Origin of the sequence: Peribacillus sp. Aquil_B1 (assembly GCF_022603275.1) — a bacterium.
Lineage (GTDB): Bacteria > Bacillota > Bacilli > Bacillales > DSM-1321 > Peribacillus.
Genome location: NZ_JAKXEE010000002.1, coordinates 1 through 18,525 on the forward strand (window position 1 = coordinate 1; position 18,525 = coordinate 18,525).

The 18,525-nt window shown below is 38.7% G+C and carries 18 protein-coding genes and 2 pseudogenes; 6 read left to right on the top strand and 14 right to left on the bottom strand.

Annotated elements, in window-relative coordinates:
- Positions 1-125 (top strand): annotated as a pseudogene (locus tag MPH60_RS13675) (NAD(P)/FAD-dependent oxidoreductase); the annotation flags it as partial.
- A 93-nt stretch (positions 126-218) separates the two neighbouring features.
- Here the strand turns inward: MPH60_RS13675 and chbG are convergent.
- From chbG to MPH60_RS13700, 5 genes are read right to left on the bottom strand one after another with little or no spacing between them, the layout of a single operon-like run.
- Positions 219-950: a chitin disaccharide deacetylase gene (gene chbG, locus MPH60_RS13680; protein ID WP_241591292.1), complete on the bottom strand. Its 732-nt coding sequence runs from the start codon at positions 948-950 to the stop codon at positions 219-221.
- Positions 947-2,290 (bottom strand): 6-phospho-beta-glucosidase, encoded by a 1,344-nt coding sequence (locus tag MPH60_RS13685; protein WP_241591290.1) that lies wholly within the window; start codon positions 2,288-2,290, stop codon positions 947-949. The genes chbG and MPH60_RS13685 overlap by 4 nt, the downstream gene beginning before the upstream one ends.
- A complete protein-coding gene (locus MPH60_RS13690; RefSeq protein ID WP_241591323.1) occupies positions 2,287-2,634 on the bottom strand; it encodes a PTS lactose/cellobiose transporter subunit IIA in 348 nt (115 codons plus the stop codon). The genes MPH60_RS13685 and MPH60_RS13690 overlap by 4 nt, the downstream gene beginning before the upstream one ends.
- A 16-nt stretch (positions 2,635-2,650) precedes the next feature.
- Positions 2,651-4,000: a PTS sugar transporter subunit IIC gene (locus MPH60_RS13695; RefSeq protein WP_241591289.1), complete on the bottom strand. Its 1,350-nt coding sequence runs from the start codon at positions 3,998-4,000 to the stop codon at positions 2,651-2,653.
- 4 nt (positions 4,001-4,004) lie between these two features.
- Positions 4,005-4,313 (bottom strand): PTS sugar transporter subunit IIB, encoded by a 309-nt coding sequence (locus tag MPH60_RS13700; RefSeq protein WP_048684685.1) that lies wholly within the window; start codon positions 4,311-4,313, stop codon positions 4,005-4,007.
- Positions 4,314-4,599: 286 nt separating this feature from the next.
- Here MPH60_RS13700 and MPH60_RS13705 point away from each other — a divergent pair, with 286 nt between their 5' ends.
- Positions 4,600-5,316 (top strand): GntR family transcriptional regulator, encoded by a 717-nt coding sequence (locus tag MPH60_RS13705; RefSeq protein WP_241591321.1) that lies wholly within the window; start codon positions 4,600-4,602, stop codon positions 5,314-5,316.
- A 528-nt stretch (positions 5,317-5,844) separates the two neighbouring features.
- Here the strand turns inward: MPH60_RS13705 and MPH60_RS13710 are convergent.
- Positions 5,845-6,579: an alpha/beta fold hydrolase gene (locus MPH60_RS13710; protein WP_241591286.1), complete on the bottom strand. Its 735-nt coding sequence runs from the start codon at positions 6,577-6,579 to the stop codon at positions 5,845-5,847.
- Positions 6,580-6,903: 324 nt separating this feature from the next.
- On the opposite strand from MPH60_RS13710, the gene MPH60_RS13715 reads away from it, so the two are divergent.
- Positions 6,904-7,569 (top strand): hypothetical protein, encoded by a 666-nt coding sequence (locus tag MPH60_RS13715; protein ID WP_241591284.1) that lies wholly within the window; start codon positions 6,904-6,906, stop codon positions 7,567-7,569.
- 131 nt (positions 7,570-7,700) lie between these two features.
- Here the strand turns inward: MPH60_RS13715 and MPH60_RS13720 are convergent, their stop codons facing one another.
- The 4 genes from MPH60_RS13720 to MPH60_RS13735 form a co-directional block, all read right to left on the bottom strand.
- Entirely contained in the window at positions 7,701-8,309 is a 609-nt protein-coding gene (locus tag MPH60_RS13720; RefSeq protein WP_241591319.1) for a class I SAM-dependent methyltransferase, read from the bottom strand.
- Positions 8,310-8,419: 110 nt separating this feature from the next.
- Complete coding sequence (locus MPH60_RS13725) at positions 8,420-9,229, bottom strand: SDR family NAD(P)-dependent oxidoreductase (protein ID WP_241591282.1); 810 nt, start codon at positions 9,227-9,229, stop codon at positions 8,420-8,422.
- Between the two features lie 212 nt (positions 9,230-9,441).
- The gene (locus MPH60_RS13730) at positions 9,442-9,807 is read right to left on the bottom strand and encodes a PqqD family protein (RefSeq protein ID WP_241591280.1); all 366 of its coding nucleotides are present in this window, start codon (positions 9,805-9,807) and stop codon (positions 9,442-9,444) included.
- Positions 9,797-11,689, bottom strand: coding sequence for an OPT family oligopeptide transporter (locus tag MPH60_RS13735; protein WP_241591278.1), 1,893 nt, complete (start codon positions 11,687-11,689; stop codon positions 9,797-9,799). Before MPH60_RS13735 ends, MPH60_RS13730 begins: the two co-directional genes overlap by 11 nt.
- A 330-nt stretch (positions 11,690-12,019) precedes the next feature.
- Between MPH60_RS13735 and MPH60_RS13740 the strand changes: the two genes are divergently transcribed.
- Positions 12,020-12,667 (top strand): cupin domain-containing protein, encoded by a 648-nt coding sequence (locus MPH60_RS13740; RefSeq protein ID WP_241591276.1) that lies wholly within the window; start codon positions 12,020-12,022, stop codon positions 12,665-12,667.
- 618 nt (positions 12,668-13,285) lie between these two features.
- Positions 13,286-14,107: an SMI1/KNR4 family protein gene (locus tag MPH60_RS13745; protein WP_241591274.1), complete on the top strand. Its 822-nt coding sequence runs from the start codon at positions 13,286-13,288 to the stop codon at positions 14,105-14,107.
- A 190-nt stretch (positions 14,108-14,297) separates the two neighbouring features.
- On the opposite strand, the gene MPH60_RS13750 is transcribed toward MPH60_RS13745, so the two are convergent.
- From MPH60_RS13750 to MPH60_RS13760, 3 genes are read right to left on the bottom strand one after another with little or no spacing between them, the layout of a single operon-like run.
- Positions 14,298-15,374 carry an NAD(P)H-dependent flavin oxidoreductase gene (locus tag MPH60_RS13750; RefSeq protein WP_241591271.1) on the bottom strand — a complete coding sequence of 359 codons (1,077 nt, stop codon included), beginning with the start codon at positions 15,372-15,374 and terminating at the stop codon, positions 14,298-14,300.
- Positions 15,375-15,408: 34 nt separating this feature from the next.
- Positions 15,409-16,611 carry a YbfB/YjiJ family MFS transporter gene (locus MPH60_RS13755; RefSeq protein ID WP_241591269.1) on the bottom strand — a complete coding sequence of 401 codons (1,203 nt, stop codon included), beginning with the start codon at positions 16,609-16,611 and terminating at the stop codon, positions 15,409-15,411.
- Between the two features lie 46 nt (positions 16,612-16,657).
- The gene (locus tag MPH60_RS13760) at positions 16,658-17,047 is read right to left on the bottom strand and encodes a tautomerase family protein (RefSeq protein ID WP_241591268.1); all 390 of its coding nucleotides are present in this window, start codon (positions 17,045-17,047) and stop codon (positions 16,658-16,660) included.
- 166 nt (positions 17,048-17,213) lie between these two features.
- Between MPH60_RS13760 and MPH60_RS13765 the strand changes: the two genes are divergently transcribed.
- Entirely contained in the window at positions 17,214-18,098 is an 885-nt protein-coding gene (locus MPH60_RS13765) for a LysR family transcriptional regulator (protein ID WP_241591266.1), read from the top strand.
- A 79-nt stretch (positions 18,099-18,177) separates the two neighbouring features.
- Here MPH60_RS13765 and MPH60_RS13770 read toward each other — a convergent pair.
- A pseudogene (locus MPH60_RS13770) lies at positions 18,178-18,261 on the bottom strand (hypothetical protein); the annotation flags it as partial.
- Positions 18,262-18,525: the final 264 nt, after the last annotated feature.

The following is an 18,525-nucleotide window of genomic DNA, read 5'->3' on the forward strand; positions in this document are numbered from 1 at the left end:
ATGCGGTGGCAACGGTTGGGGCCAATAACACGTCCCTTAAAGGCCTTCCGGCTACATTGATGAAAGAAGCAAGTAATGTTCGCTATCTATCACACATCAAAGCCCTATTCAGCTTGGCTTATTAATTTTTAAGATATAGCCTCATTAAATTTAAGAGGACCATTCATCACTTGGATGAATGGTCCTCTTTTGCAATTAAAGGGCTATATTTAACGAAATCAAATGTTAACCTGGTTGATGCTGAATCTAAGGAAAAATCCCTCAGGTAATTTTGCATTTGTCAAGATCCGGGTTTCTTTTAAACGTTTATCATTATATGAGGAGACTTCCATCAATTCTTCATCCATATAAGCAGGATGGGTCATTATCTCCACGCTCGCCCCATCCAATACCCTCCCCTTCAAGTTTTGAAAGTATTCTTCAACCACCATTTCTCCATAAAAATCATCCAGGAAAACATCTGTAACGGTTTGAATCCCAGCAAGGTGCGTTCCGGCATTACGCACTGGCAATCCATATTTATCTGACAGCTTTTTAATAACCGGTAGAAATGCTGTGATCCCGTGTACATGATGATGGCTGTCGAAATGAGTCGGGAATAGACCAAATTCCAAGAATCTTTCAATTTGTGCTGACCACTCCCTCTCCAATTCGCTCAAGGAAATACCGGCAGGATCCCCATATACCAACCCCTGCTTCTTAAAGAAACCTGATTCGTCAACCAAACTCGGAACATCACTCAACAAAGGTTTTCCCCATGTCAGCACTAAGTGTATACCTACCTTCAATGATGGAGTCTTCTTTGCGATTTCAATCGCATGCTCCGTTGCTTTCGCATTCATCATAATCGTTGCCGAATTGACAATTCCATATTTGTGGCTATCCAAAATCCCATAATTCACCGCTTTAGTTAACCCGAAATCATCTGCATTTACAAGGACTTCAATCATGATAAATTATCCTGCAACTCCTTTTTTTCAAAAAACTGCGGCAGATAAGCTTTATGTGCCTCCAGCATTTCGTCTAAGATAAGTTTGGCAACCCGGTCACTTGGAACGAGTGGATTGATCGTCATGGCAAGCAACGCAGTATCATAGTCCCCTGAAATTGCAGCTTCAATGGCTACCCTTTCAAAGGATTTGATTTGCTGTATTAATCCGCGGACAGCGACAGGGAGCTCTCCTACATTGATTGGCTTAGGACCATCCTTAGTTATCACGCAACTGGTTTCGATCGCCGAGCCGTAAGGAATGCCTTCAATCGCACCATGATTGACCGTATTTACCGCTTGAATATCTCGCTTATCCGTATGCATCGAGCAAATCAACCGCACAGCCGCATCGCTGTAATACGCACCTCCGCGCTCTTCTAACTGCGGCGGCTTGATAGCCAGCTCCTGGTCTTTGTATAACTCGAATAAACCTGCTTCAAGTCTTTGAACGACCTCTGCACGTGTTTCCCCTTTTTCTGCATCCTTCAATTCTTGGGCCAGCACATCTCCCGTTTTGTAATAGTAGTTATGGTATGGACACGGAAACAGGTTTAACGCTCTAAGGAATTCCGGCTCCCAGCCCATTGCATGGATATTCTTCATCGTGACAGCTTTAGCTGGATCCGTAATTAAATTGATGATTTGATCTTTGACACTCTCGCCATCAACGAATACATCCAATCCGTAAACCATATGGTTCAAGCCAGCAAAGTCTATCCGGACTCTTGATGGCTCCACATCCATCAAATCCGCAACACCTCGTTCCATACCAATCGGCACATTGCAAAGTCCGATGATTTTGGAAATATTACTGTGACGCAGAACTGCTTCCGTTACCATTCCTGCAGGATTCGTGAAGTTAATCAGCCATGCTTCCGGACATAATTCCTCCATTTCATGAGCAATATCCAAAATGACGGGAATCGTTCTAAAAGCCTTGAAAAGCCCGCCAGGTCCATTCGTCTCCTGTCCGATCACTCCGTGTTTCAATGGAATCTTTTCATCAAGTGCCCTTGCTGCGAGCTGGCCAACCCGCAGCTGGGTTGTTACATAATCTGCATCTTTAAGCGCTTTCTTTCTATCTAGCGTGAGATGGACATCAATATTCACACCAGCCTTTTCAATCATCCTTCTTGCCAAATTCCCGACAATTTCAAGCTTTTCCTTTCCCGCTTCGATGTCCACAAGCCAAATTTCACTTACGGGAAGTTCTTCATGATATTTGATGAAACCTTCGATCAGTTCAGGCGTATAGCTCGAACCTCCGCCAATCGTGACAATCTTCAGCCCCTTGTTCATTCAGCAGTCCTCTCCTTCACAGCATCCGCATGCAGGAATTCTTCGCGTAGGTCAATCATTTCAATTGCAAGATCCTTTAAAGTCATCGCTGTCATTAAATGATCTTGGGCATGCACCAGGATTATGGGAAGATCAAAATGATCCCCGCCCGCTTCAGCATGAATTAATTGGGTTTGGTATTTATGGGCTTGCAGTAATTCCGTTTCAGCCTCGGCTATTTTCTCGCGGGCAGAATCAAAATTCCTTTTCTTTGCTTCCTGCATCGCTTCCATTGCAAAGCTTCTCGCATTCCCGCTATATAAAATCAATTGAAAGGATAGTTGGTATAATTCTTCTTTTTCCATTTTCATCACTACTTTCTTAAACGCTTAGCGTTTCTGAATCTTTTGTAAGCTCTGTTTTATTTTTGGTATCTATCTTCACTTGAGCATAAACGAATGGTAAATAAATCGCTGTTGAAATGACTAAGTTGATCGCAGCCAAGACCGCTCCAGACACATGCCCGCCTGTGGCCAGGAATCCACCAACAATCGGAGGGGTAACCCAAGGAATCTTAGCAACGATCGGGAAAACCATTCCGCTGCTTACCGCAATATAAGAGATCACCGTTGTAATTACCGGGCCAAGAACAAATGGGATGAACCACATTGGATTCAAAACGATAGGCAAACCGAAAAGAATGGGTTCGTTAATCTGGAACACCCCTGGTGCCCCTCCGAGTGCAATCATCTGTTTATACCGTTTCCGGCCGGCAATGATCATGGCAATGATGAGGCCCAATGTTGCACCAGATCCGCCTAAATAAACAAATGCATCCAGGAAAGAACCAGCCAATACCCCGTATTGGTCCATGTCTTTGACGCCTTGTGCATATAAATCGATATTTTTCACTCCCGAACTTTCAAAAAGCGGTGTCGTTATTCCACCAAGGATATTGGGTCCATGCAAACCGATCATCCATAATAAATGAACAAGAAATACTAGTAAAATAGCGAATGGCAATGAATCTACTGCACTTTGTAATGGAGATACAATCACTTTGCCCAGCCAGTCATTCAGTACCTGCCCATCCGTAGCTTTACGGAATAGCAGTCCGAATACTCCAGCGATAAAGATCGTTGCCATACCCGGCACTAACTTTGCAAACGAACGGGCAACTGCAGGAGGTACCCCATCAGGAAGCTTGATGACTAAATATTTCACCCGGGAAAGTCTCACAAAGATTTCAGTGGCAATCAAGGCAACGACAATACCTGTAAACAGGGCTGTAGCATTAAAATAGTTAACGCTTACAAAACCCCATGCACCGCCTGTTACATCCTTATCGTCGATGGTTAAAGTGACATTTCCGATTTGAGGCAATAATAAGAAGAAACAGGCTGCGGATACCAGCATCGCTTCAAAACCATCGTCATCATATGATCGTGCCAATTTATAAGAGATGCCGAATACCGCGAATACCGTCATGAATGCAAAGGTTCCAAACCAAATATCACCGCCGAGCGTATTCCATGCAGGACCGAAGATGGCCTCCATCATTCTTCCATAAGGCTTGATGACTTGCCCGAGATTATTAAACAGGACGGCGAATGACCCGATCATTGTAATCGCTATCATTCCAATCAATGTGTCACGAATCGCAAGCAAATGCCGGTTATTTCCTACCTTTACCGCCCCAGGCATAATATACTTATCAATAAAAGTCATCATATCCTTATTCTCCTTTTATTAAAGTAGTGGCTTGTTTTAGCACTTCTTCACCATTACATAGTCCATAGAACATTGGATTGATGGTTGCGACTGGAATTCCCTTTTCTTTTCCCGCTTCCTGGAGCTTAGAAAGAAGATATCTAACCTGCGGACCTAATAAAATCACATCGGCCTTATCTATTTCATTGTTCACTTCTGTAGAACCAACCGCCCATATATGACACTCTACCCCTTGTTTTTTAGCACTTTCCTCCATCTTGGTAACTAATAAACTAGTAGACATCCCTGCAGAACAACATAATAAGATATTCATTGAAATTACCCCCCCTTTTTAATGATTGATTATTCAGTATTTTTAAGTAAGTCTAAACCGCATTTTGTGTACACTCATGTTACTTTGTTTTATCACTTCCCTTGAAAGGCTATGAAATGGGTATTATTACCCTATACATACATTGTAGTTACAAATTGAAAAAATATCAACACAATTTTTAATTTGTTACTACAAATTTTCGATTTAAAGTTGATTATTGAACTTATCCAAGATAATCTATATGTATAGATTGGGAATGAACATAGGAGGAATCACTGTGGAGACTATGAATAAAGAAGCGGCATTGCATTCCATAGTTAAGGAATCGATTATCGATCTCATAAAAAATGGCGAATATCAACCGAATACAAAATTACCGACCGAGGCTGAATTTTGTAAAATATACGGAGTAAGCAGGACAACAGTTCGTACGGCCTTACAACAATTGAACGTCGAAGGCTACATCTACCGTGTTCAAGGCAAAGGGACCTTCGTTTCGGAGAATAAAGTGAAGCAATTTCTTTCAAGCACGGTTGAAAAATTCTCTGAGCAAGTCACGATGCAAGGAAAAAACCCTTCTACAAAGGTCATTAGCTTAAAGGTGATTGAAGCAAACGCTACCCTTGCCAAGCTTTTCAAACAAAATATTGGAGACCCCGTAAACAAACTGGAACGGATACGTTACGTTAACGACATTCCCCTTCAATATGAAATTGCCTTTCTCCCTTGGTATAAAACACCTGGGCTTAATATCGAAGCCTGTGAAAGATCACTCTTTAAAGTACTTGAGACACAATTCAATTTAAAAGTAAAAAAAACAGTCGAACACTTGGAGTTTTCACTTGCCGACGATTCCATTTCTGACAAATTGGATGTACCGAACGGTTCACCTTGTTTTTCATTGGAAACATACACATATGAGAATGACGGATCGGTCATTGAATTCTCTAAAACTCTCTTTAGAGCCGATCGTGCGCACTTTGTCATCGAGCGGAACTATTGAATATTATTATATAAAAAAAGACGGCTGCCTTATTAATTAAGGCAGCACATTTTTTTGAGTACTACGGCACTTTGATTCTAATTCAGTATGCTCTCACACCGAATCATGATTTTATAAGAGACTTTTTTACCTTTTACGCTTTACCTTTTTATGGATGAAACCCTCATTGAATTGAAGAGATTTGCGACACTCCGAGAACCCACAGCCGATAGCATTGATGAGGCTTTGCAGACAGTCGGGAGAAAGGGGAGCGGATTTCTGAAATCAACTGAAACAACTGCATGCAAACTCGTTTTTCTTCTAGTGGCAATCATAAAGATCGCCTCTTTTCTTTGCGAGCCTGGATAATTGTTTGCACACTTACAAATACATTCATTAAGATAACTTGGGTGCTTTTAATATTTACTTGTTTATCTCCAAAAAACAATCAGTTTATCATTGCAATCCCGATTATTAAGGGTGGTTAATGCCACCTACAAACCAATTTGAAGGAACACGATAACTGTTGTAATCGTAGCTGAAATTTACTTAGTCCTCATTCTGATCAAGCCATTTTTTTGTGACAGCTATCATCTCTTCTTGTTGTTTCTTTGCTGAGATAGTCGCTTCATTATCTCCCTTTTGCTTTCCGTATATACCAAATTGACCGTGGTTTCCCCCTGTTATTTTATGCATGTTTGCCTCTTTAGATAGTAAGTGCTTTGTCTTCACAATCTTTTCTACTGTAGACAGCCCATCATGTTCTGCATATAACGATAGCATAGGAACTTTCATTTTTGAAAAGTCATTCGAGTTACTGGGATATGAACCGAGGAGGATAATTCCTTCTACCTCTTTTGGATTTTCATAGGCATATGTGGAAGCGGCTACTCCTCCCAACGAGTGTCCGGCAACGTACCATTTCTCCACAGCTGGATATGCATCTTTAGCCTCCACCGCTTTATTTTTATCAAACAAAGCGAAATTGAACCTCATATCCGGGATAACGACTGTATATCCCTCTTTCGCTAATTCTTTTGCATAATAGCCGTATGCTTCGGGCTCAACCTTAGCACCTGGATACAGGACAATGCCCACTTTCTTGGTTTTTGTCGGTTCGAATGTAACAAACCCATTTTCCTTTGTTATATTCCCCCTTCCAACTAACTCATACAATTCATCTGATGGTTTGTATGTTTGTTCTGACCATATGTAAAAGCCGCCGAAAGCGATAATCATTAATAGAATTATACTAACGAGAATATATTTAATAACTTTTTTCATTTTATACCTCACTATACTAGTATTGCTTTTCATTTTCCTCATGTAGACGGATAAGTCATCTCCATTTAGACTAAAAAAGAAAAAAGGTGCGAAATGAGCTGGCTATTATACGAGTATATAGACTTTCCTTAATCTCAGTTTGCGTGCTTATTTATTTTCTTCTTTTGGATTATCACATATTGTTTCTGTGCTATATATCCCACCTTATTAGGTGTAACCTACAATCTTTCCTGAATATGAATTTCACTTTAAACTAAAATTATATTTAAAGTTATTTCTTGTGATATATATATAGTATGAAAAAACAAAATTGGGGGTAAGTAGTTGGATACTATTTTATATTTTTGTTATTCAATTGTTTATATTATTCTTTTTATCATGGGAATAATGTTACTTCGGCAGGACCGTAAACTCTTTTCGTATTCAAGCTTTCTTCTTCTAGTTACTTTCGGGCTTATCGTGGATAACTTAATTATTGCCTCTGGAAAGTTCATTGGTGATGGCCCTTTGTTAGAGTCATTAAATGCTTTACGTTTCTGGAGTCATGGATTTATCACTCCCACATTGATCTTGTTTGGATGGGGAATGGCGAAAAGAATACATATTCCTTTTACAAAAAAAATGATAGCACTCTGTTTTTTCCTTTTCCTTACAGCTGGACTTATCATCTATGAATTTATTGAAAATATGCATAAGACATTTGTACCAATCTACGAGTATGGAGTTTTAAGATATGTTAGTGAGGAATCTTCAGGCCCGCCTTTCATGGTGCTTATAGTAACCTTTATATTATTGGTAATTAGCATCAACATATATATAAGAACACGTTGGATTTGGATGCTTTTAGGGGTCATAATCATGATAGTTGGAAGTGCCATACCTAATCCCATAGAAAGCTCAGCTGTTACCAATGCATTTGAATTAATTTTTTTATGTTTACTATGGCTTACAAACTATAAGCTAGAACCTCGCTCCCTACAAACAAAGTGAAAATGGAAGAGCATAAAACTAAAAGATAAAAGTGGTTATAATGATTCACAATTTGCTTTAGATACTCTTTGCACCCAAGCATCAATGAAAGATTGCTTGGGTGCTTTTATCACCAAAAAACGAGTATCCATTCAATTTAACAGTTGGTATATGACGAATTTCTCAAAAGGATTAGATTCAGTCAAGCCAGGTAACATCACTTCGTTTTTCAGTTCGAAGGCGGTTTGATTTTCGAGGAAAAAAATATAATCCTGTGAAGCATAAAATAAAATCAGTTCGATTTGGCGCGGTTCTTTTTCAAAGGAAAGTAATATGTTATTGATGATTTTCATGAAGATCTGTACCGAGAACGGGTTAAAGAAATAAAAGCGATTGTCTTTCGTATCAATATCATATTCTTCCGCCAAACAACACCGGAATTCTATATTGTTATTGTTGTTTTTCCTTTTCTTCATGTAGCCATTTAGATTGTCGATCGCTTCTTTATAGAAATTTTCATTCATCTCCACGCCAACCACAGATGATTGATATAAATGATGGATGAAAAAATTCAAGCGTCCTTTACCGCATCCAAAATCCACAATGCGATCATTTCTTTTCAGTGCATATTTTTTGAATAAATGTTCTAATGCGCTGTAAGGCGTAGGTTCGTATCGGTGATAATGCAAAGAATCATTGAATTTTTTTTGTTCACCTTCCGTTTTGATGTTCAACATTTCGTCATAATTCGTTTCTTCCATTGTTAATGCACCTGCTTCATGGTTTTTCAATAAAGGGATTCCTAACTAAAAACCCCGGAATAAGTTGATCTAATCCAGGGTAAGGTTTTGTTATAGGAATGTCCAGACAATTAATTGGATTTTGCTTTAGTTACATATTCATTAAAATCAGAGATGCTTGGGTTGGCCATATAATGACCGCCTTCCACTTGGATCGTCTGACCTGTAATGAACTTGGACTCATCAGATGCAAGGAATAGAACGGTATAACCGATATCATCCGCTTCACCATGATATGGCAATGCATTAAATTTGGCAAAAATATCGAGTACGGCCGGAGGCATATTATTTTTCGCTGCCGGAGTTAAAATAAGGCCCGGTGCCACTCCATTACAACGAATATGATCTTTACCATACTGTGCAGCGATATAACGGGTCAAATTCACTACCCCCGCTTTGGACGCACCATATGCAGATCGTACGGAGTCACCTGTAAATCCAGCCATGGAGGCCGTATTGATTATCGAACCTCCTCCCGCTTTAATCATGTGAGGAATCGCGAACCTGCTTCCCAATAGCACACTTTTTAAATTCACATCCATAAGTCGGTCCCATTCTTCCAAATCTAAATTCACGACATCCAGATCTTTATGCAGGTTCGTTAAACCCACATTATTAACAAGTACCGTAACCGTTCCATATTGTTCAATGGTAAAGTCGACTGCTGCCTGGATGGAATCTGCTTGCCCAGCATCCAAGAATACTCCAGCCGCTTCCCCACCTTGTTTTTTTATGTTTTCTGCCGCTTCTTTCGCTCCTGCTTCGTTAAAATCAGCAATCACTACTTTTGCGCCTTCTTTAGCCATTAGTGTGGATATGGATAACCCTATACCTGAAGCTCCACCTGTCACTAATGCTACTTTACCTTGTACTCTTCTCATAATAATCCACCCGCTCTTCAAAAATATGAATATTTTTTCATGACTAACAGTACAAGAATACACCATATATAAAGTTGTTACAAATAATTATACTCGCAGTTCATTTTTTGTAAACATGCCGATTATTAGAATCTGTAAACCTATGAAAAAGTTTAATTCACCAATTTTAAAACAGAAAAAAGCTGAAGCATCAAAAAGTGCTTCAGCTTTTTTCATTTTTCTTCTTCATCATTCCATATGATCCATTCATGAGCCTCAAGAATTTCCAGAAATTTCATCAAGCGAGGTAAGGCTGGTTCCGCTTCCTCACCAAAATGTTCACTCATCGCTTCAGAAATCTGATTTACATTTCTTTGGAACTCCATCTGTTTAATGGCATATGCCCCAAACTTATCAAGCTTAATTTTACGGACTGATGGTTGTTTAAAGAAACGAATGGTAATTCGTTCCACAAAATTGGTCCTTTGAATGACCAAAAAAATTGCTTCCGAAGATTCTTGTACCATAGTGACGCGTTTTTCCAAAAGGGGAACCATGGTTAACAGGTTCCTCTTTTTTGATTGGCGTTTACGAAGCATCTTCTTTTTTCCCTTTGCTGGATATGAACCATAGCAATCCAGCTAGAGCAAGGAATAATAGGAAAGGTAGCAAATTGCTGGCTAATTTAGCCGCAGCCGGAACTTGGACACCTGCTGCGATCAATATGGCAATAAGTACACCAATCAATGATTCACCCGCTATTAAACCAGATGCAAATAATACACCTCTGTCAACCCGTGCTTTAAGCGCTTCTTTTGTTTTCGCGAAGAATTCAACGAAGAAACGAATAAATCCACCGATCATGATTGGGGCACTAGTATGAACCGGCAAGTAAATGCCGACAGCAACAACAAGTGAATTTAGACCGAAAAATTCTAATGTGATCGAAATAGCCGCACCGATAAAGATAAGAGTCCAAGGTAAATCTCCCCCAAGGACACCTTCAGCAAGTATTTTCATTAGTGCCGCTTTAGGTGCAGGCAGTTCTGCAGAACCCATCGTATATGCGTTATCCATCAGAACCAGGATAAAACCAATGACTGAAGCTGACGCAACAACACCGATCATCATGGCAACTTGTTGCTTCCATGGTGTTCCGCCGACGATATATCCTGTTTTTAGATCTTGGGAAACATCACCTGAAACCGCAAGTGCTGTACAAATGATCGCGGCAACCGTTAAAGCGGCTACCATTCCCGTCGTACCAGTAAAACCAGTTGCTTTATAGACAATCGCTACAATCAATAGTGTGGCTATCGTCATTCCTGAGACTGGGGAAGAAGAACTACCGACGATCCCAACAACCCTTGAAGCCACTGTCACGAATAAAAATCCAAAAATCGCGATTGCAATCGCACCAATGATTCCTACATCTGTTATAGGTGTGAAAGCAATGATTAAAATAACGATGATCGTTCCCAGCCAAACGTATTTAGCCGGTATGTCTTGTTCAGTACGGATAGAACCCGATTTTAGTTGTCCTTTATTGGCTTTTACGCCTTTAAAAGTATCAATAACTGAACTGAAAAGTATAGGTAATGTTTTGATCAATGTGATCAATCCGCCAGTTGCAACGGCACCAGCACCAATATAACGTATATAATTATCCCAAATTCCCCATGCATCCAATTCACCGATCGGTACATCAGAAGGGAAAATCGCCGTTCCATTGCTTCCGCCAAAAAAGCTGATGGCCGGTATTAGAACAACCCAGGCTAATAAACCCCCACCTAGCATTTGTCCTGCAACACGCGGTCCAATAATATAACCTACACCCAAAAGGGATGGAAAGGCATCAAGACCAACCACTGCATTTTTAAAATTCGTGATTCCTGTTTCAACCTCAGTCTTGAAAAGCTTAAACCCATCACCAAGCCCTTTAACCACACCGCCGATAACCAAACCGGCTCCGATTAGCTTGGCGCTTGTACCACCCTTTTCTCCTGACTTCAGGACCTCGGCACATGCCGTACCTTCAGGATAAGGCAATGTTTCATGTTCCCTTACAATCAAAAGCTGGCGAAGGGGAACCATCATGAAGACCCCTAAAAATCCCCCAGTTAATACAACGAAAATGATGAATGCTTGACTCACGTCCATGTCCCACATGAATAATGCCGGAATGGTAAATACAGCACCGGCACCAATAGCCTCACCTGCCGTGGTCATCGTTTGCACAATATTGTTTTCTAATATTGAATCCCTGCGAAAAACCCCTCTTAATATAGCCATTGAAATTACCGCCGCGGGTATTGAAGCAGAGACAGTTAAACCAATAAGTAGGCCTAAGTATGCATTTGCCGCCCCGAATACGATTGCAAGAATGATCCCTAGAATGATTGCAGTTGCAGTCAATTCCGGTAGAGATTTAGATGCAGAGACGTACGGGACGAATTTACTCTCTTTTGAATTGTTCGACAATTTAGCCACTTCCTATGTTAAACTTTAAAATCACAGAGAACATTATATCACTGTAATTTAAAGTCATGCAATGGGAAAATTACGCTCATCAAAAGTTTGATTATATCAAAAATTCAGTTTAGTAGATTAGGTTTTAAAATATATAAAAATAATATTTTTCTAATAACCATCGATTTTTGGCTTATTCGTTACACGAAGTCACTGCCTATCATTCATTCAATGACAGTATTTATTAGCTCCATAGGCAAATAGCCCACTGGGTTATTGCACACTAAAATGAGATCTAACATATCCTGAAAAATCAAGTCTTAAAAAAAGGAATGATAATTCATGGTCTCCTATATGGACTATACTTCACCATCCACACAATACTTTTTCGATATTAATAAAAGCAATTTAATGAAAAAAGACAATCAAAACTATATAAATGTATTAGGTATCAAACAATTGAACACACTCGAAAATGTTTCATTATTAGATATTTACCTTAGTACGGACAATGTCGTAGAACCGCATTATCACCAAAATGCCGCAGAGCTCGTGTATTGCATTTCTGGAGCGGCAACCGTTTCATTACTGAATCCTTTTACAAAGCAAATACAAAATTATCCCATTAAACCCGGTCAAGTAGCCAACGTCCCACAAGGTTGGTGGCATTATGAAATAGCTAATACGGATAATACTCATTTGCTCGCCATTTTTAATGCACCAACACCTGAGGTGATCCTCGGTTCCGATATATTGAAATTAACGCCTGCAAATATTATGGCCCATACTTATTGCATGGATGAAAACCAATGGAAAAAAGCAATTGCACCGGTTCAGCCATCAACATTCATCGGTCCGCCAGTCAACTGCCATCGAGCAGATGAAGAGATGCAGCAATATCCTCAATATATTAATCACTATGATAACCAAGTGTATACTGCCCCGGCATACAACTATCAATACCAGCCCAATCCCCCATATTATTATTGAAGATAGTTGTTGGGAACATGATCAACCCTGTTCAAGGCCTATACACCTTCATGGATGACGTCTAAGGGAGAACCTCATTACATATGGGTTCTCCCTTGCTTTTAAAGTCGAATTCATTTTACTTCGCCCCAACTTACATTCTGGCGCCCACCCAATGTCGTTTATGGGTATTAAAAAATCCATAACATGCTGGATACAATTATCCGTTATACAATCTTCATATATTCTACCGAGTTTCTTCTTATAATACAAAAAAACTCTTAACTTGCTCCTCCTAATACAGCACAGATTACTCACTTCAATTTTGCGGTCAGAACTCCTCCTATCTTTAAAGGAATCTATCCTTATCAAAGTGCTCAATCTAGCTCTATAAAATTTAATCATCCATAGTTTAATCGTGCATCAAAGGTTCCATCTATAAGGCTTAATGGAATTTTTATCAATGCAAAATATTTTCTTGGATAAACAGGAAAAATTACCCTACAATTGAAATAGCCGATAAACAGTTTTCACGGTTGGATGATTTATTAGAAAAGAAAGAAACTAAAAGAGGAATGAAATCTTTAAATTACTGAAAGCAATAAAGTTAATTACTAAGAAATATGGAGAGTGTGATACTTGGAATCTATTTTTGAAGAATTCGAAGATATGGATTTTGATGAATACAAACTAAATGAATTAACAGCAGGAGATATCCTTGATGCTGAAACAAATTTAAACATTAATCTCCCAAAAGAATATATTGAACTATTAAAAATCCAAAATGGGGGATATTTAAAATACAATGCTTTACCAGTTAGTTTTAAAAATTCCTACGCTGATGATCATATTGCTGTAGACTTTCTGTTTGGAATTAAAGAGAATGAAGGAATTTATAAATCAAAATACCTTCTTAATGAATGGGGAATTAAAGAAAAAGATTTTGTAACAATCTCCGGGGATGGACACACGTGGCTTGTATTAGATTATAGAAAAAATAAAGATGAACCAGAAATCACTTTTATAGACTCTGAAGGGAACAAAATTTTCGTTATCTTTAAGACTTTTAAAGAAATGATTGAAAATTTATATGAACCCCCGACTGAAGATTTGTCCGCATACATTGGTGGATATGAGTTATCCGTTGAACGTGCAAAAGAGTTGTGTAAAAGTAATGATTCTGAGGAAATTTTAGATGGTATAAGCATATGGGAATGTAGTTATAAAGATTTGACAGAACTCGCATCTATACTGCTTATGTTTCTTGAAACTAACTCAGATATATATATTCAAGAAAGCGCATCTCAATGTTTAGTTAAATTAATTACAAATGAGTTTGTAACTGATGAAATCATAATAAAAAAAGCGTTGCATATTTTAGGCTCTGTAGAAGATAGTGAAATAAATAGTGATATAAAATATTCACACACATTATTACTTGACTTTATAAACAGGAAATAACTCATTTACTCAGAATATTCAGGATCACTGCAGAAAACTTCTCAAGAGCCCTAGTAAAAAAGAGCAAGGACCAATAAATGGGGTCATTTAACTAAAAAAGCAATGAAGAAACCTATTTAATAAGGGTTCTCCGTTGCTTTTAATTACATGATCCGCTTTAAAAACCGGAGTCTTTTAACCTCGTAACACCTCATAATAGATTTATGTTTTTTGCTTCTGTAATAATATTTTTCATTAATGATACAACAGATTGATTTTTAGCTAAGCTTGGACTCTGGCCAGACCATAGGGACATGAAATCTTGATTATTTTGTCCACTGGACGTTTTTCTAATTACTTGAGTTAATAGGTTTTGAACAGGAAAATCGGGTACAAGCAATTCATGCTCCAGCATATCTGCAATAAATTTGTTTTTAATACCTCTTGCCCATTTACCAGAAAAGGCACGAGTAAAGGTTGTCTGGTCTTCATCAGCATTCAAAATGGCTTCTTTATGTACCTTATGTGCCCCACTTTCTATACAAGTCAAGAAAGCTGTACCCATTTGTACACCTTGTGCTCCTAAGAAGAGTGAAGCCATTAATCCTCTTCCATCCATAATTCCTCCTGCAGCAATAACAGGAATGCTTACATTGTCAACAGCCTGCGGAATAAGTGACATTAAACCTACTAGGCTCTCCTGATGACCATCAATAAAGTTCCCGCGATGCCCGCCAGCTTCGCTGCCTTGCATAACAACCATATCCATTCCCGCTTTTTCATTTTCAACGGCTTCCCTTACCGTTGTAGCTGTTCCTATAAGTGTGATGTTATGCTGTTTTAATTCTTCCATCACTTCCTTAGGAGGAATACCAAATGTAAAGGAACAAATAGATACATTCTCTTCAATGACAACCTTCACTTGCTCAATGAAGCTTTCATAAATTTTTTTATACTTAGGAATGTCCATGCTGTCTGTTTGTTCTAAATTTAATTGCTTACGAATGGTGTGTAAAAGCTGGTTAGCTGATTGGACTGCGTCAGGCGTTACGTTAAATTCGTTTGGCACGAATAGATTGACACCAAAAGGACTTGAGGTTAACTGCTTGATTTCTCTAATCTGCTCTCTCGTTTGTATGGGTGTCTGATAGCCTGCTCCGATCATTCCAAGTCCCCCAGCGTTGGATACCTCGGCTACTAAATCCGAAGTGGTGATCCCGCCAGCCATAGGAGCTAGTATAATAGGATTCTTAATCTTCAAATGCTTCATCATTTCATTATTTAACATCAATGACTCCCCCTTTTTTGTATATTAATCTTAATTAATTCCCTTCTGTTTTTTTTATATTGGATGGATGAACGTTAGGGTTGATCTCGAAGTGAATCCCACTTGAAAGCAAAATGGCACCAAAGAAAACAACACTTGCTGCGCCAATAAAAGCAGCATTAAAATCATTTGAGAGTGATGATAAAACCCCAGCAAGGATTGGTCCAATCAACTGTCCAGTAGCATAAATAGCCGTCAAAATGCCAATAGTCCGACTGCTATCAGATGGATTCATTTCCCGTCCCAATGTTGTAGCCAGAGTGGTGATACCCATAAACGTGGCTCCAAATAATAAAGCACTTATGACAAAACTAGTTTTTGACATCCAAAAGGCTGGCATCGCAATACCAAAGGATTGCAGAGCCATTGCAAGCACTAAAGATTTAATGAATCCCCATTTTTTAGCTAGTAAAGACCAGATAAGACAGGATGGAATCACAGCCAAACCCACCATCATCCAAACTAAGGTGGCACCATTATGAAAGTATGGGGTCTTTTCAGCGATGGATACGATAAACGTTCCGGTAACAATGTAACCCAATCCTTCTAAACCATACGCAATAATCAACCATATAAGCCATTTAGCGGGAGGCACTTTTACAATCATAGCTTGTTCATTTTTCTTCTCGACAACGGTAGGGGTTTCATCGAGCCAGATCCATACAAGGATCGCAAGAATTCCACTCACAACAGCTAATCCTATCCATGTTCCTTCCCACCGAAATAAATGGCTTAACCTCGGAATCATTAGACTGGATAAAAAGATTCCCAAACCTACTCCCCCATAAAAAATCCCCGACCAACTGGTTTTTCTTATAGTTGCAAGTTTATCTAACACGATACCGGAGGCTAAGACCAACACAAACGCACTGGCAAACCCTGATAGAAAGCGAAGGCCATTCCAAAGTAAATGAGAGTATGAGAGACCCATTAGGGCAGTGGTCAAGATACTGATGATTAGACTGATTCTTAACAATATGGTTCTATACTTCTTAAAAGGAATGGCACCTGCTAAAATTGCTCCAAGCAAATATCCTGCGTAATTACTGGATGCTATATAACCAGCAGCTGAATTTGATATAGAAAGTTCTTTTTGCATAAGGGGAAGGATGGGAGTATAGGCAAATCTTCCAATCCCCATAGCTATGATTAAAGAAAATATTCCCCCTATTAAAAAAAGATAAGTTTGATTCTTCAAAGATTCTCCTCCAATGAAATTGTATACGTTAAGCATACCTTTATAGCTATAGTGAACCTGTTAGAAACTGTGCTTCCCCTCGTCCAAAACTCCAGTCAGCATCACTGTTTTCTGTTATAGAAACCATCAAGTCCTGTGGAGAAATCCCACAGTCCGATTCAAGTTTATGTGCAAGAAGTGAGTATAAGGTTTCTTTCTGTTTTTCCGTTCTTATTTTACTTACAATACTAATGATCACTAGGTCTCTGCTTCTTTTAAACCCCAGTCCGGTATCCTCGATTATTAGCTCATGCGGGGGGTGCTGATGAACGATTTGATAACGATCTCTTTCAGGCACTTGAAAAGCTTCCACCATCGCATGGTGAGCCGAATCCAATAATTTTTTTAACGTTTCTTCGTTTCTTCCTTCTACCAAATCAAAACGTAATAATGGCATTTTGTGTATCTCCCCTCAAAAGAAATAATGGTTTTAGAGTGTCCAATTGAAATGTAGGATATTATAAGCATATCTTCTTTTTGCCATATGGTATAATACTAAAAATCGATATTTGGTATCACTCAGAATGATGGCTTAAGGATATATCAACTAAGGAGAGATTATTTTGGATTTGCATTCATTAAAAATTTTCCAGAGTGTTGCTAAGATGGGAAGTATTTCTCAAGCAGCGAGGGAACTTCAATATGCACAGTCAAATATTACGATGAAAATACAGCAGTTGGAATCGGATCTTCAAACAACTCTTTTTTATAGACATAATCGCGGCACTGAATTAACTGACAAAGGAACCATATTACTAACATATACAGAAAAAATATTCGACCTTATAGAAGAAACCAAAAATTTGATGAAAGATGATCAAACACCTAGAGGTCCGTTAATTATTGGTTCAATGGAAACGACCGCAGCAGTTCGCCTACCAGTCTTATTTTCAAAGTATCACAAAGATTTTCCAGAGGTCGATTTAACTTTAAAAACAGGCTCCACTGAACAAAATATTCAAGCAGTGCTTCAGAATGAATTGGATGGAGCATTTGTGGCTGGACCCATCAATCATCCAGATCTCATTCAGAAAGAAGTATTCGAAGAAGAACTAATGCTCATTACAGATACAGTTCATCCTCCGATATCTTCTATCAAAGATATTCAAACAAGGACGCTGCTTGTATTTCATGCAGGATGTGCTTATCGAGAAAAGTTTGAACTATGGTTAAAACAAGAGAAGATGATACCCAATAAGATAATGGAGTTTGGCACGATAGATGGTATCATCGGTTGCGTCGCAGCTGGTCTAGGTATAAGTATGCTTCCGCAAAGTGTTGTTTCAAAACAGGTACAAGACGGAATCATTCGAAAACATTCAATTCCGAATGGAAAAGTTAGGACAGTTTTCATTTATCGAAAAGATAAGTATGTACCTGCATCCTTAGTAAAATTTATAAATATGTTGAGTGAAGATGAGGAACTGATTAATAAAATAGACGGGTAACCATGAAGATATGTCGATAAGGAAGAATAAAAATAATTTCGTTTTAGGCGTTGAAAGTTGAACAATATTATCAAAGTTCACTTACATTCGAAGGGTTCTTATCAAGAGCATGACGGCCACTCCTAACACGCTCGGGCACATTATTCTTACGTGCCCATTTAATTCAAAAAATGGGAACGTCCGATTTGGACGTTCCCGTTCTTATTCCATTAAAGTCCCCTATACGGCATATCACTCCCTTACGGTAATTTTTGTTCTTTAAGGAACAAACGTTTGATAAAATCAAATAAAAACATTTTCTTTAACAAAGCTAATAAAAGGTGCAGGCATTACCCTCTCTTAAATTTCTTTAATGACTGGTTTACCTAGCTTGTTCGCAGACGATTTCATGATTTACGCCATACACACACAACTATAATGTTGGAAA